This window comes from Stenotrophomonas beteli (assembly GCF_001431665.1).
Lineage (GTDB): Bacteria > Pseudomonadota > Gammaproteobacteria > Xanthomonadales > Xanthomonadaceae > Stenotrophomonas > Stenotrophomonas beteli.
In genome coordinates, this window is sequence record NZ_LLXV01000047.1 from 37,070 (window position 1) to 50,676 (window position 13,607).

The following is a 13,607-nucleotide window of genomic DNA, read 5'->3' on the forward strand; positions in this document are numbered from 1 at the left end:
TTCTTATTCCGTACAGGTCATCAACGCAGGTAATGCATCAGCACGCCCAGCAGGGCAATCAGGCCGATGATCATCGCGAAGGCGTAGTGATAGAGGAAACCGGATTGGGTACGACGCAGCACGCCGGCTGCGACGTCCACAACACGTGCCGAGAGATTGACCACGCCGTCGACGATGTTGCTGTCGATCCAGCGCGAGACCTTGCCCAGCTTGACGCTGCCACCGGCAAAGCCATCGATCCACAGCTTGTCGAAGCCGTACTTGTTTTCCAGCACCGACACCAGCGGGGCGAAGGCCTTGCGTGCCTTGCCCGACAGGTCCGGCTTCCACAGGTAGAACAGTGCAGCCAGCAGGAAGCCCGCAACCGTCAGGAAGAACGCGGGAGCCATCATGCCGTGCAGCGCGAAGGCGACCGGGCCGTGGAACTCTTCACCCAGGAAGCCGATGGTGTTCTTGGCCGGATCGTAGAAGTCGACGATGCCGGTGAAGAACGTATGCGCCTGGCCCTTGATGGCGTCGTGCGCGTGATGGCCGGCCCAGTCGGTGCCGTACAGCATCGGACCGATGCTGAAGAAACCGATGGCGATCGACGGGATGGCCAGCAGGATCAGCGGCAGGGTCACCACCCACGGGGTTTCGTGCGGCTCATGCGGACCGTGGCCATGGCCGTGGTCATCGTGATGCGCATCGCCGTGGTGGGCATCAGCGGCGTGGTGATCGTCATGACCATGGCCGTGATCATCATGCGCGTCGCGGAAGCGCTCCTTGCCATGGAAGGTCAGGAACAGCAGGCGGAAGCTGTAGAAGCTGGTGACGATCACGCCACCCAGCACCGCCCAGTAGCCGTAGGTGGCCACCCAGCTGTTGGACAGGTGCGCGTGCAGCTCGGCGGCCTCGATGATGGTGTCCTTCGAGTAGAAGCCGGAGAAGAACGGCGTACCCACCAGCGCCAGGGTACCGATCCACATGGTGATGAAGGTGATCGGCATGTACTTGCGCAGGCCGCCCATCTTGCGCATGTCCTGCTCGTGGTGCATCGCGATGATGACCGAGCCGGCGCCCAGGAACAGCAGGGCCTTGAAGAAGGCGTGGGTCATCAGGTGGAACACGGCGGCCGAATAGGCCGACACGCCCAGGGCGACGGTCATGTAGCCCAGCTGCGACAGCGTGGAGTACGCGACCACGCGCTTGATGTCGTTCTGCACGATGCCGATCAGGCCGGTGAAGAACGCGGTGGTGGCACCGATGAACAGCACGAAGTTCAGCGCGGTCTGCGACAGCTCGAACAGCGGCGACATGCGGGTGACCATGAAGATACCGGCGGTCACCATCGTCGCAGCATGGATCAGTGCCGAGATCGGGGTCGGGCCTTCCATCGAGTCCGGCAGCCACACATGCAGCGGGACCTGGGCCGACTTGCCCATGGCACCAATGAACAGGCAGATGCAGATGACGGTGGCGATCGACCAGATCACCGGCTCGTTCAGCAGCTGCATGCCCAGGATCGTGCCGTCCCAGATCTGCAGCTGGGCGCGCGGGTCGGCCAGCATGCCGGCCTGCGAGAACACCTGCGAGTAGTCCAGGGTGCCGAACACCCACAGCACGCCGGCGATGCCCAGCAGGAAGCCGAAGTCACCGACGCGGTTGACCAGGAACGCCTTCATGTTGGCGAAGATCGCGGTCGGGCGCTTGAACCAGAAGCCGATCAGCAGGTACGACACCAGGCCCACTGCTTCCCAGCCGAAGAACAGCTGCAGGAAGTTGTTGCTCATCACCAGGGTGAGCATGGAGAAGGTGAACAGCGAGATGTAGCTGAAGAACCGCTGGTAGCCCGGATCGTCCTGCATGTAGCCGATCGTGTAGATATGGACCAGCAGCGACACGAAGGTCACCACCACCATCATCATCGCGGTCAGCTTGTCGACCATGAAGCCGACGTGGGCCGAGTACTGGCCAACCTCGAAGAACGTGTAGATGTTCTGGTTGAACGGCTGCGCGCCGCCCCACATCAGCTGGTAGAACGTGTACATCGACAGGCCGCAGGCAACCGCGACGCCGAGGATGGTGAGGGTCTGCGCGCCGAAGCGCTTGACCTGGCGACCGAACAGGCCGGCGATGATGCTGCCGAACAGCGGTGCAAGCACCACTGCGATCAACAGACTCTTGGAGAGAGTGATTTCCATCTGTGGATCAGCCCTTCAACGAATCGACTTCGCCGACATTGATCGTGCGGCGGGTGCGGAACAGGGTCACCAGGATCGCCAGGCCGATGGCGGCTTCCGCGGCGGCGACGGTCAGGATGAAGAACACGAACAGCTGGCCGGACGGGTCGCCCAGCTGGCGCGAGAAGCCGACGAAATTGATGTTCACCGACAGCAGCATCAGCTCGATCGACATCAGCAGGACGATGACGTTCTTCCGGTTGAGGAAGATGCCGGCCAGGCTGATGGCGAACAGCACCGCGCCCAGCGCGAGGATATGGCCCAGCGTGATCATGCCTTGGTCTCCTCTTCGCCTGCGGCAGGCGTGTTGTTGCTGTGGACCACCGGCCGTTCGGCATCCATCTTGACCATGCGCAGGCGCTGGCCGGCCTTGACCATGGTCTGCTCGCCCGGGTTCTGGCTCTTCACGCCGGTGCGGCGACGCAGGGTCAGCATCACCGCGGCGACCACGGCCACGGTCAGGATGACGGCGGCGAACTCGAACGGCAGCAGGTATTCGGTGAACAGCGTACGTGCCAGCCAGGTGATGTTGGAGCTGTCGGCGGCGATCGCGGCGGCGTTGTCGGCCGGGAACGGGTTGACCGCCCTGCCCTTCACGCCGATCAGGATCAGCATCTGCACCAGCATCGCGATGGCCACGATCAGGCCGACCGGCAGGTAGCGCACCCAGCCTTCACGCATCTTGGTGGGATCGATGTCCAGCATCATCACCACGAACAGGAACAGCACCATCACCGCGCCGACGTAGACCAGCACCAGCGCCACGCCCAGGAACTCGGCGCCCACCAGCAGCCACACGCAGGCAATGGAGAAGAAGGTCAGCACCAGGCACAGCACGGCGTGCACCGGGTTGCGCACGCTGATCACCGCACCGGCCGAAACCGTTGCCGCGATGGCGAACACCCAGAAAGCGATATTTACCCAATCCATCTCTCGACCTCAGCGGTAAGCGGCATCGGCGGCACGACGCTCGGCGATCTCGTTTTCGAGACGATCGCCAAGGGCCAGCAGCTGCGGCTTGGTAACGATGTTTTCGCCACGGTTCTCGAAGTGGTACTCGAGGATGTGGGTTTCGACGATCGAGTCCACCGGGCAGCTTTCCTCACAGAAGCCACAGAAGATGCACTTGAACAGGTCGATGTCGTAGCGGGTGGTACGGCGGGTGCCGTCCTCGCGCTTGGCCGAGTCGATGGTGATGGCCAGCGCCGGGCACACCGCTTCGCACAGCTTGCAGGCGATGCAGCGCTCTTCGCCGTTGGGGTAACGGCGCAGCGCATGCAGGCCACGGAAGCGCGGCGACTGCGGGAACTTCTCCATCGGGTACATCATCGTGTACTTCGGCTTGAAGCTGTACTTCAGCGTCAGCCAGAGACCGGCCAGCAGTTCGAGCAGCAGCAGGCTCTTGAAGTAATGGGTAATCCTGTTCATCACTTAGACGCCCTTTTGAATCACGCCGAAGAACACCATGACGGCGGTAACCGCGATCCACAGAATGGCCAGCGGGATGAAGACCTTCCAGCCCAGGCGCATGATCTGGTCATAGCGGAAGCGCGGGAAGCTGGCACGGAACCAGATGTAGGCACTGGCGAAGAAGAACACCTTGACGAACAGCCACGGTGCACCGCCCTTCCAGATCCAGTCGACCAGCGGCGAGACATCACCGAAGTTGACCCAGCCCTGGACCGGGCTCAGCCAGCCGCCGAGGAAGAAGATCGAGATCAGGAAGCTGATCAGGATCATGTTCGCGTATTCGGCCAGGAAGAACAGGGCGAACGCACCGCCGGAGTACTCGACCATGTGGCCGGCGACGATTTCCGATTCACCCTCCACCACGTCGAACGGCGCGCGGTTGGTTTCGGCCACGCCCGACACCCAGTAGATGACGAACAGCGGGAACAGCGGCAGCAGGAACCAGTCGAAGAAGCCGGAACTGCCGGCCTGCGCCATCACGATGTTGCTCAGGTTCAGGCTGCCGGCGGCAATCATCACGCCGACCAGGGCGAAGCCCATGGCAATTTCGTAGCTGATCATCTGCGCCGAGGCGCGCATCGCACCCAGGAACGCGTACTTCGAGTTGGACGCCCAACCGGCCAGGATGATGCCGTAGATGCCCAGCGAGGTCATCGCCAGCAGGTACAGCAGGCCGGCGTTGGCATTGGACAGCACGATCTGCGAATCGAAGGGCACCACCGACCAGGCCGCGAAGGCCGGGGCCAGGGTGATCAGCGGGGCCAGCAGGTAGATCGCCTTGTTGGCGCTGCTCGGCTGGACCACTTCCTTGAACAGCAGCTTGAAGACGTCGGCGAAGGCCTGGAAGATGCCCATGCCCACGTACATCGGGCCGTGGCGGACGTGCATCCAGCCGATCAGCTTGCGTTCCCAGACCACGTAGAAGGCCACCGAGATGATCACCGGAACGGTGATCACCAGGATCTTCAGGATGATCCAGATCAGCGCGCCGATGTCACCCAGGCCAAGCAGCCACTGGTGCAGCGGGTCGACCGCGTTCAACAGCAATTCGTTCATGCAGCCACCACCGATACGCGAGCGGCACCCAGCGGCGCGGTCGCGCCGTGGCCCGATTCAATCCAGACCGAACCCGCAGCGACGCGGGCGTCGACCACCACCGGCAGGGTGGCCTTGCCGGCATCGGTGCCGACCTTGGCCATCTGCCCTTCCTGCAGCTGCAGGCGAGCGGCATCTTCAGCGTTCAGCACGATGCGCGGGGCGTTGTTGAGCGGATGCGACTGCAGCGCCGGGGCGCGACGGACCACCGCATCGGTGCGGTAGATCGCGGCAGTCGACGCCACTTCCAGGCCTTCGCCGGCAACGGCCGGCTGGGCCGAAGCGGCCACGGCGACCGGGACCGGTGCCAGGCTGGCGCGCAGGCCGGCCAGATCGATGAAGTCGAAACCGGCCACGGCCAGTTCGCCGCCCAGTGCGCGCAGCACGCGCCAGCCTTCACGAGCCTCGCCCGGCAGCTTGCCGCCGGCACGGGCCGACTGCTCGCGACCATCGAGGTTGGTCAGGGTGGCGTCGATTTCCGGCAGCGCACCGATCGGCAGGATCACGTCGGCGACGTCGCGGGTCGAGGCACACGCGAACTGGCTGAACGCCACCACCTGGGCACCGGCCAGCGCCTTGCGCGCGGCAGGTGCGTCGGCGAAGTCCAGGCCCGGCTCCAGGCCGTACACCACATAGGCCTGGCGCGGCTGCGCCAGCATCGCGGCGACGTCCTTGCCGGCCGGCAGCACGCCGGCGCGGGTCAGGCCCACGGCGTTGGCGCCCTGCGGGATGCGGCACAGCTTGGCACCGGTGGCGGCAGCGAAGTCACGCGCGGCGGCGCGGATCGCGGCAGCCTGCGGGTGGTTCTCGGCGATGCCACCGACGATCAGCACGGTGTTGTTGCCGCCCTGCACCGCCGAACGCAGCTCGGCGTTGGCCAGCGCGTCGACGAACTTCGACGGCGCGACGATCTGCTTGCCGGCAATGCTGAAGGCGAAGTCGAAGTCCACCGGGTTGACGACGTGGATCTTCGCGCCGTGGGTGGTCTGTGCCTTGCGCAGGCGGGCGTGCAGCAGCGGCAGTTCGTGGCGGATGTTGCTGCCCAGAACAACGATGCGGTCGGCGCCTTCGATCTCGGCCAGCGGCAGGCCGAATACTTCGGCGGTTGCGGCGTCGGAGAAATCGCGGTTGTTGATGCGATGGTCGATGTTGCTTGAGCCCAGGCCCTTGGCCAGGCGGGCCAGCAGCGCGCCCTCCTCGTTCGAGGTGGACGGATGCACCAGCACGCCCAGGTTGTCGCCCTGGTTGGCCTTGAGGATCTCGGCGGCCGCGGCCAGGCCTTCGGCCCAGCTCACTTCCTTCCACTCGCCATTGACCTTGCGCAGTGGCTTGACCGCACGGTCTTCGCTGTACAGGCCCTGGTGCGAGTAGCGGTCACGGTCGGACAGCCAGCACTCGTTCACCGCTTCATTGTCACGCGGAACGGTGCGCAGCACTTCGCCGCGACGCACGTGCAGGAACAGGTTCGAACCCATCGCGTCGTGGTAGCCCAGCGACTCGCGCGCGGTCAGTTCCCACGGGCGGGCGCGGAACTGGAACACCTTGTTGGTCAGCGCGCCGACCGGGCAGACGTCGACGACGTTGCCGGACAGTTCGGTGGTCAGCGGCTTGCCATCGTAGGTACCGATCTGCAGGTTCTCGCCGCGGTACATGCCACCCAGTTCATAGGTGCCAGCCACGTCGGCGGTGAAGCGCACGCAGCGGGTGCACTGGATGCAGCGGGTCATCTCGGTGGCGACCAGCGGGCCCATGTCCTCGTCCGGCACCACGCGCTTGCGCTCGTTGAAGCGGCTGACCGAACGGCCATAGCCCAGCGACACGTCCTGCAGCTCGCACTCGCCGCCCTGATCGCAGATCGGGCAGTCCAGCGGGTGGTTGATGAGCAGGAACTCCATCACCGAGCGCTGGAACTTCAGTGCCTTCTCGCTGCGGGTGGCGACCTTCATGCCATCCATCACCGGCGTGGCGCAGGCCGGCGCCGGCTTCGGCGACTTCTCCACGTCCACCAGGCACATGCGGCAGTTGGCGGCGATCGGCAGCTTCTCGTGGTAGCAGAAGCGCGGAATCGAGATGCCGGCCTTGTCGGCGGCCTGGATGATCATCGAACCCTTGGGCACGACCAGCGACTTGCCATCGATCTCGATGGTCACGTGATCCGGTGGCACGTTCGGGTTTACGGGTTGCGCGCTCATGCGGCGGCTGCCTCCACCTTCTTGCCGTCAACCATCGAATGACCGTTGACGATGTAGTACTCGAATTCGTCCCAGAACTGGCGCAGGAAGCCCTGGATGGGCCATGCAGCCGCTTCACCGAACGCACAGATGGTGTGGCCTTCGATCTGGCCGGCCACCGCCTTCAGCTGGTGCAGGTCTTCCATCGTGGCCTTGCCGGCGACGATGCGCTCCAGCACGCGGTGCATCCAGCCGGTACCTTCACGGCACGGGGTGCACTGGCCGCAGGATTCCTTGTGGAAGAACTGGCTGATGCGGCAGGCGAACTTGACGCAGCACACGCTGTCATCGAGCACCACGACGGCGCCCGAACCCAGGCCGGAGCCCAGTGCGCGGATGGTGTCGTAGTCCATCGGCAGGCCCTTCAGCTCGGCTGCGGTCAGCACCGGCATCGACACGCCGCCCGGGATCGCGCCCTTGAGCTTGCGGCCCGGGCGCAGGCCACCGGCCATTTCCAGCAGGTCGTCGAAGGTGGTGCCCAGCGGCACTTCGAAGTTGCCGCCGTTCTGCACGCAGCCGGACACCGAGAAGCACTTCGGGCCGCCGTTGGCGGTCAGGCTCAGGCCCTTGAACCACTCCGGACCGTTGCGGATGATCGCCGGCACCGAACCATAGGTTTCGGTGTTGTTGATCGTCGACGGCTTGCCGTACAGGCCGAAGTTGGCCGGGAACGGCGGCTTGTAGCGGGGCTGGCCCTTCTTGCCTTCCAGCGATTCCATCAGTGCGGTTTCTTCGCCGCAGATGTAGGCGCCGGCGCCCAGCGCACCGTAGATGTCGATGTCCACGCCGGAGCCCATCACGTTCTTGCCCAGCCAGCCGTTCGCATAGGCGTCGGCCAGGGCCTGCTCGAAGTGTTCGAACGGCTCGTGGTGGAACTCACCGCGCAGGTAGTTGTAGCCCACGGTCGAACCGGTGGCATAGCAGGCGATCGCCATGCCTTCCACCACCGAATGCGGGTTGTAGCGCAGGATGTCGCGGTCCTTGCAGGTACCCGGCTCGGATTCGTCCGAGTTGCAGAGGATGTACTTCTGCATGTTGCCCTTGGGCATGAAGGACCACTTCAGGCCGGTCGGGAAGCCTGCGCCACCGCGGCCGCGCAGGCCCGAGGCCTTGACCATCTCGATGACCTGCTCCGGCGGGATCTTCTCTTCGAGGATCTTGCGCAGGGCGGCGTAGCCACCGGTCTTGAGGTAGCTCTCGTACGACCACGGGATGTCGTAATGCAGGGTGGTGTAGACCACCTGGTGCGGCAGCGGCGCGGGGCCGACCGGACCCTTGGATTCGTGGTGATGTGCCATGCCCTTACTCCAGCCCGTCCAGCAGCTCGTCGACCTTTTCCAGGGTCAGACGCTCATGGTAGTGACCGTTGATGACCATCATCGGCGCGCCACCGCAGCCAGCCAGGCACTCTTCCTCGCGCTTGAGGTAGACGCGGCCGTCCGGGGTCGATTCACCGTGCTTGATGCCCAGCTTCTTCTCGCAATGCCGCACGATGTCTTCGGCGCCATTGAGCCAGCAGCTGATGTTGGTGCAGATGGCCACGTTGTTGCGGCCCACCTTCTCGGTCTCGAACATCGAGTAGAAGCTGGCAACCTCGTAGGCCCACACCGGCGGCAGGTCAAGGTACTTGGCCACGCCGGCGATCAGCTCGTCGGTCAGCCAACCCTCGTTCTGCTCCTGGGCCGCATGCAGGCCCTGCAGCACGGCAGAGCGCTTGCGGTCCGGCGGGAACTTGGACAGCCAGTGATCGATGTGAGCGCGGGTCTTGTCGCTCAGCACCACCATCGGGTCGACGTCGCGCGCCGCCTCGAAATTACCTGTCGCCTTCATCGGCCGACCTCAGCGAAATGCATAACGTGAAATTGCAGAAACTGCGGCGCCGGCTTGCGCCGGCTGCCTGCAGCGGGCGTTGGCGTGGCGGACGGCATTACCGGTCAACCTCGCCAAACACCAGATCGTAGGTACCGATCATGGCCACCACGTCGGCCAGCATGTGGCCGCGCACGATCGAATCGATCGAGGACAGGTGGGCGAAGCCCGGTGCACGCAGGTGCACGCGGAACGGCTTGTTGGCGCCATCGGAGACCAGGTAGCAGCCGAACTCACCCTTCGGTGCTTCCACCGCCGAATAGGTTTCACCGGCCGGCACGCAGTAGCCTTCGCTGAACAGCTTGAAGTGGTGGATCAGCGCTTCCATGTCGTCCTTCATGTCCTCGCGCTTGGGCGGAGCGACCTTGAAGTTCTTCACCATCACCGGGCCGGGGTTGGCCTTCAGCCACGCCACGCACTGCTTGATGATGCGGTTGGATTCGCGCATTTCGGCAACGCGGACCAGGTAACGGTCGTAGCAGTCGCCTTCCTTGCCCAGCGGGATGTCGAAATCGACGGCATCGTATTTGGCGTACGGGCGCTTCTTGCGCAGGTCCCAGGCAACGCCCGAGCCGCGCAGCATCACGCCGGTCATGCCCCACTGGTGGGCCAGTTCCGGGCTGACCACGCCGATGCCGACGGTACGCTGCTTCCAGATGCGGTTGTCGGTCAGCAGGGTTTCGTATTCGTCGATGCGCTTGGGGAACTCGACGGTGAAGTTCTCCAGGAAGTCCAGCAGCGAGCCCTCGCGCGAAGCATTCAGCTGCTTCAGCGCCTTGCCCTTGTGCCAGCGCGATTCCTTGTACTTCGGCATGTGGTCCGGCAGGTCGCGGTAGACACCGCCCGGACGGTAGTACGCCGCGTGCATGCGCGCGCCGGAGACCGCTTCATAGCAGTCCATCAGCTCTTCGCGCTCGCGGAAGGCGTACAGCATCACCGCCATCGCACCCAGGTCGAGCGCGTTGGAGCCCAGCCACATCAAGTGGTTGAGGATACGGGTGATTTCGTCGTACATGGTGCGGATGTACTGCGCACGCTCCGGCGCCTCGATGCCCATCAGGGTCTCGATCGCGCGCACGTAGGCGTGCTCGTTGCACATCATCGACACGTAATCCAGGCGATCCATGTAGCCGATCGACTGATTGAACGGCTTGGACTCGGCCAGCTTCTCGGTACCACGGTGCAGCAGACCCACGTGCGGGTCGGCGCGCATGATGGTCTCGCCGTCCATTTCCAGGATCAGGCGCAGCACACCGTGCGCGGCCGGATGCTGCGGGCCGAAGTTCATGGTGTAGTTGCGGATTTCCTGCCGTGCTTCGGCCGGATTGCTCGCGAACGCTTCGCGGGCCTGGTGGAACTCGCTCACTTCACTGCCTCCTGCGCGCGCTCACCTTCTGCGGTCTGCAGACGGGCGTCGTCACGGATCACGCGCGGCACGCCGACGCGCGGCTCCACCGAGGTAACCGGTTCGTAGATCACGCGCTTCTTTTCTTCGTCGTAGCGGACTTCGACATTGCCGATCAGCGGGAAGTCCTTGCGGAACGGATGGCCGACGAAACCGTAGTCGGTCAGGATCCGGCGCAGGTCCGGGTGGCCTTCGAAGATCACGCCGTACAGGTCGAACGCTTCGCGCTCGAACCAGTTCAGGCCCGGCCAGATGCCGGTCAGCGAGGACACCACCGGCAGTGCTTCGTCAGGGGCGAAGCAGCGCAGGTGCATCATCAGGTTGTGCTGGTAAGAACGCAGCTGCGCGACCACGGCAAAACGCTGGGTCGGCATGTGCTGCGGGCGGGCACCGTCGGCACCGTTTTCCTCGGTGGGGAACTCGCCCCATGCGAAGCGGCCCTGGGCCTTGCCTTCGACGCCACGGCTGAAGCCCTGCGAGGACACGTCAGCGGTGTCCCATTCGTCGGAGCCGTAACCGAGGTAGTCGACGCCGCAGAGATCCACGGCCTGTTCGAAACCAAATTCGTCACGCAACGCCAGGGCGGTGGCGTGCCACTCGGCGGCAGGCACTTCCAGCGTCACTTCGCCGCGGGGTTCGACCACGATGACCTTCGCACCTGCGAAACGTACGGAGAGTCGGTCGATGAAGGATGCTTGCTCTGCCATGGGGGCTTGGCGCGCTCTTGTCAGGTGAAGGGGTCAGCGGGCGATGGTCTGTGTACGCCAGATCTTCTTCTGCAGCTGCAGGATCCCGTACACCAGCGCCTCGGCGGTCGGCGGGCAGCCCGGGACGTAGACGTCCACCGGCACCACGCGATCACAGCCGCGCACGACAGAATAGGAGTAGTGGTAATAGCCACCGCCGTTGGCGCAGCTACCCATGGAGATGACCCACTTCGGGTCCGGCATCTGGTCGTAGACCTTGCGCAGCGCCGGGGCCATCTTGTTGACCAGGGTACCGGCCACGATCATCACGTCGGACTGACGCGGCGACGGGCGGAACACCACGCCGTAGCGGTCGAGGTCCAGGCGCGCGGCGCCGGCGTGCATCATCTCGACCGCGCAGCAGGCCAGGCCGAAGGTCATCGGCCACATCGAGCCGGTGCGCGCCCAGTTCAGCAGTGCGTCGACGCTGGTGGTGACAAAGCCCTTTTCCAGCAGCGGGTTGTCGCCTTCCGGCCGCAGGATGTCATCAACCCGGCCTTCCGGCGTGGGGTTGTTCATGAGGCCATCGAGAGTCTGAATCACTCCCATTCCAGCGCTCCCTTCTTCCAGACGTAAATGAAACCGAGGAACAGCATGCCGACGAACAGGCCCATGGTGACCAGCGAACGGGCACCCAGCTCCATGAAGACCTGGGTCCACGGCACGATGAAGATGATTTCCAGGTCGAAGACGATGAACTGGATCGCGATCAGGTAGTAGCGCACGTCGAACTTCATGCGCGCGTCTTCGAAGGCTTCGAAGCCGCACTCGTACGGCGACAGCTTTTCCAGATCAGGGCGGCGGGGACCGAGGAATCGGCCTACCAGCATCAGCGTAATGCCGATACCGGTGGCAACGATCAGAAACAGCAGAGAAGGCAAATATTCGGCCAGCACAGCGATTCTCTCTTGCCTCTGCCGCCGCGCCTGCAGGCGCTTTGGCATGGGGGAGTGGACGGGAATGCGCCTGGCGCCTTGCGCGCCAGACCAACCCGCTTTACTTACAAATGGTGCCCAAGAGGGGACTCGAACCCCTACGACTTGCGTCGCTACCACCTCAAGGTAGTGCGTCTACCAATTCCGCCACCTGGGCAAACGATCACATCAGACTATCTTCCCGATGCGCCGCGTATTGTAACCGGCTTCAGTGTTTCTGGGAGCCTTCCGAAGGCTTTTCTTCACCAGAAACCGAAGATTCCGCCTGAGCCGGCACATTCGCGGCCGGAACCGGGGCGGCCGGGACCGCATCGGCCTTCGGAACGGCCGGCAGTTCGCCGGCCGGAGCCGCCGGAGCGGTCGCCGCCGGGGCGGACATCAGACCCAGGTCCTGGTCGGCCGCCGGACGGCTGCCGTGACCGGCGTACCAGGCCATGAAGAGGCTGATGCCGAAGAACACAACAGCCAGCCACTTGGTCGACTTGGACAGGAAGTTCGAGGCGCCGCGCGCACCGAACACCGTCCCCGAGGCGCCGGCACCAAAGCCCGAACCCGCCGCCGCACCCGAGCCACGCTGCATCAGGATCAGCGCGATCATGGCCACAGCGACCAGCACGTAGACGACATTGAGGATCAACATCAGCATTGGAAACCGCCCTCGGACAATACTTCTAGGATTAGTTCGCGGCCGCCGCCCGTGCGATGGCCAGGAAGTCCGCGGCCACCAGGGAGGCGCCGCCGACCAGCCCACCATCGACATCCGGCTGCGCGAACAGTTCCCCGGCATTGTCGGGCTTCACGCTACCGCCGTAAACAATGGGCAGTGAATCAGCAATTCTAGCATCGAAGCGCGCGACTTCGCCACGGATGAACGCGTGCACCTGCTGCGCCTGCTCCTTGCTGGCGGTACGGCCGGTACCGATGGCCCAGACCGGCTCATAGGCGACCACGGCGCGGGCGAAACCAGCCGCGCCGGTCAGCGCCAGCACCGGGGCCAGCTGGCTGGCGATGACCGCTTCGGTCTGCCCGGCCTCGCGCTGTTCCAGGGTTTCGCCCACGCACAGCACCGGCACCAGCCCGGCGTGCAGGGCCGCGCCGAACTTGCGCGCGACCAGCTCACTGCTTTCGTGGTGGTACTGGCGGCGCTCGGAATGGCCGACCAGGCCATAGCGGGCACCGACCTCGACCAGCATGGCGGCGCAGACCTCACCGGTGTAGGCGCCCTTCTCATTGCTGCTGACGTCCTGGGCACCGAACACCAGGCCGGTCTCGCCGAAGTCCTCGACCAGTTCGCCCAGGTACGGCAGCGGCGGCAGGATCACCACGTCCACCCCCTCCAGCGGCAGCCCGGCGGCCACCTGCCCCAGCAGTTCATTGGCGAATTGACGGCTGCCATGCAGCTTCCAGTTTCCGGCGACGATCTTGCGGCGCATGAGCGGGTGGCTCCTGTGTGAAGTCAGCCGATCATGATACCTGTTACGGCAAAAATCCGTTTCTTTGTAAGCGGTTACATGGATTTTCAGCCAGCGGCGCAGCCCCTCGTGTCGGGGGTTTGTTTGGGTTGGTCGCGGAAAGCCCGGTTGGATTGGTGGGCTTGGCCGGTCGGGTGGGGATGGCGGGGGACGCCGTAAACC

General features: G+C 64.4%; 14 protein-coding genes and 1 tRNA gene. All 15 read right to left on the reverse strand.

Annotated features, from left to right (window positions below; translation table 11 throughout):
- Positions 1–20: 20 nt before the first annotated feature.
- A complete protein-coding gene (nuoL, locus tag ARC23_RS12460) occupies positions 21–2,183 on the reverse strand; it encodes an NADH-quinone oxidoreductase subunit L (RefSeq protein ID WP_057497495.1) in 2,163 nt (720 codons plus the stop codon).
- Positions 2,184–2,190: 7 nt separating this feature from the next.
- Positions 2,191–2,496: an NADH-quinone oxidoreductase subunit NuoK gene (nuoK, locus tag ARC23_RS12465; protein WP_005417921.1), complete on the reverse strand. Its 306-nt coding sequence runs from the start codon at positions 2,494–2,496 to the stop codon at positions 2,191–2,193.
- The gene (locus tag ARC23_RS12470) at positions 2,493–3,152 is read right to left on the reverse strand and encodes an NADH-quinone oxidoreductase subunit J (protein WP_057497496.1); all 660 of its coding nucleotides are present in this window, start codon (positions 3,150–3,152) and stop codon (positions 2,493–2,495) included. The genes nuoK and ARC23_RS12470 overlap by 4 nt, the downstream gene beginning before the upstream one ends.
- 9 nt (positions 3,153–3,161) lie before the next feature.
- Entirely contained in the window at positions 3,162–3,650 is a 489-nt protein-coding gene (nuoI, locus tag ARC23_RS12475; RefSeq protein ID WP_005410456.1) for an NADH-quinone oxidoreductase subunit NuoI, read from the reverse strand.
- Positions 3,651–3,653: 3 nt separating this feature from the next.
- Positions 3,654–4,748, reverse strand: coding sequence for an NADH-quinone oxidoreductase subunit NuoH (nuoH, locus tag ARC23_RS12480; RefSeq protein ID WP_005410457.1), 1,095 nt, complete (start codon positions 4,746–4,748; stop codon positions 3,654–3,656).
- Positions 4,745–6,979, reverse strand: coding sequence for an NADH-quinone oxidoreductase subunit NuoG (gene nuoG / locus ARC23_RS12485; protein ID WP_057497497.1), 2,235 nt, complete (start codon positions 6,977–6,979; stop codon positions 4,745–4,747). The genes nuoH and nuoG overlap by 4 nt, the downstream gene beginning before the upstream one ends.
- Positions 6,976–8,316, reverse strand: coding sequence for an NADH-quinone oxidoreductase subunit NuoF (gene nuoF / locus ARC23_RS12490; protein WP_057497498.1), 1,341 nt, complete (start codon positions 8,314–8,316; stop codon positions 6,976–6,978). Before nuoF ends, nuoG begins: the two co-directional genes overlap by 4 nt.
- 4 nt (positions 8,317–8,320) lie before the next feature.
- On the reverse strand, positions 8,321–8,848 hold the full coding sequence (nuoE, locus tag ARC23_RS12495) for an NADH-quinone oxidoreductase subunit NuoE (protein WP_006381132.1): 528 nt from the start codon (positions 8,846–8,848) through the stop codon (positions 8,321–8,323).
- A 97-nt stretch (positions 8,849–8,945) separates the two neighbouring features.
- Entirely contained in the window at positions 8,946–10,253 is a 1,308-nt protein-coding gene (locus ARC23_RS12500; protein WP_049429534.1) for an NADH-quinone oxidoreductase subunit D, read from the reverse strand.
- Positions 10,250–10,999 (reverse strand): NADH-quinone oxidoreductase subunit C, encoded by a 750-nt coding sequence (locus ARC23_RS12505; protein ID WP_057497499.1) that lies wholly within the window; start codon positions 10,997–10,999, stop codon positions 10,250–10,252. The genes ARC23_RS12500 and ARC23_RS12505 overlap by 4 nt, the downstream gene beginning before the upstream one ends.
- A 33-nt stretch (positions 11,000–11,032) precedes the next feature.
- Positions 11,033–11,587 carry a NuoB/complex I 20 kDa subunit family protein gene (locus ARC23_RS12510; protein WP_005410463.1) on the reverse strand — a complete coding sequence of 185 codons (555 nt, stop codon included), beginning with the start codon at positions 11,585–11,587 and terminating at the stop codon, positions 11,033–11,035.
- On the reverse strand, positions 11,578–11,934 hold the full coding sequence (locus tag ARC23_RS12515; protein WP_005414075.1) for an NADH-quinone oxidoreductase subunit A: 357 nt from the start codon (positions 11,932–11,934) through the stop codon (positions 11,578–11,580). The genes ARC23_RS12510 and ARC23_RS12515 overlap by 10 nt, the downstream gene beginning before the upstream one ends.
- 111 nt (positions 11,935–12,045) lie before the next feature.
- A tRNA-Leu gene (locus tag ARC23_RS12520) sits at positions 12,046–12,130 on the reverse strand.
- A 51-nt stretch (positions 12,131–12,181) separates the two neighbouring features.
- Positions 12,182–12,619: a preprotein translocase subunit SecG gene (gene secG, locus ARC23_RS12525; protein ID WP_057497500.1), complete on the reverse strand. Its 438-nt coding sequence runs from the start codon at positions 12,617–12,619 to the stop codon at positions 12,182–12,184.
- 31 nt (positions 12,620–12,650) lie between these two features.
- On the reverse strand, positions 12,651–13,406 hold the full coding sequence (gene tpiA, locus ARC23_RS12530; protein WP_057497501.1) for a triose-phosphate isomerase: 756 nt from the start codon (positions 13,404–13,406) through the stop codon (positions 12,651–12,653).
- Positions 13,407–13,607 lie beyond the last annotated feature (201 nt).

What these genes read in the sequence shown, in the direction of transcription:
- nuoH (WP_005410457.1), bottom strand. Translation starts at nt 4,748, where the DNA reads ATGAACGAATTGCTGTTGAACGCGGTCGACCCGCTGCACCAGTGGCTG.
- ARC23_RS12505 (WP_057497499.1), bottom strand. Translation starts at nt 10,999, where the DNA reads ATGGCAGAGCAAGCATCCTTCATCGACCGACTCTCCGTACGTTTCGCA.
- nuoK (WP_005417921.1), bottom strand. Translation starts at nt 2,496, where the DNA reads ATGATCACGCTGGGCCATATCCTCGCGCTGGGCGCGGTGCTGTTCGCC.
- ARC23_RS12510 (WP_005410463.1), bottom strand. Translation starts at nt 11,587, where the DNA reads ATGGGAGTGATTCAGACTCTCGATGGCCTCATGAACAACCCCACGCCG.
- nuoF (WP_057497498.1), bottom strand. Translation starts at nt 8,316, where the DNA reads ATGGCACATCACCACGAATCCAAGGGTCCGGTCGGCCCCGCGCCGCTG.
- secG (WP_057497500.1), bottom strand. Translation starts at nt 12,619, where the DNA reads ATGCTGATGTTGATCCTCAATGTCGTCTACGTGCTGGTCGCTGTGGCC.
- tpiA (WP_057497501.1), bottom strand. Translation starts at nt 13,406, where the DNA reads ATGCGCCGCAAGATCGTCGCCGGAAACTGGAAGCTGCATGGCAGCCGT.
- nuoG (WP_057497497.1), bottom strand. Translation starts at nt 6,979, where the DNA reads ATGAGCGCGCAACCCGTAAACCCGAACGTGCCACCGGATCACGTGACC.
- nuoI (WP_005410456.1), bottom strand. Translation starts at nt 3,650, where the DNA reads ATGAACAGGATTACCCATTACTTCAAGAGCCTGCTGCTGCTCGAACTG.
- ARC23_RS12470 (WP_057497496.1), bottom strand. Translation starts at nt 3,152, where the DNA reads ATGGATTGGGTAAATATCGCTTTCTGGGTGTTCGCCATCGCGGCAACG.
- nuoE (WP_006381132.1), bottom strand. Translation starts at nt 8,848, where the DNA reads ATGAAGGCGACAGGTAATTTCGAGGCGGCGCGCGACGTCGACCCGATG.
- nuoL (WP_057497495.1), bottom strand. Translation starts at nt 2,183, where the DNA reads ATGGAAATCACTCTCTCCAAGAGTCTGTTGATCGCAGTGGTGCTTGCA.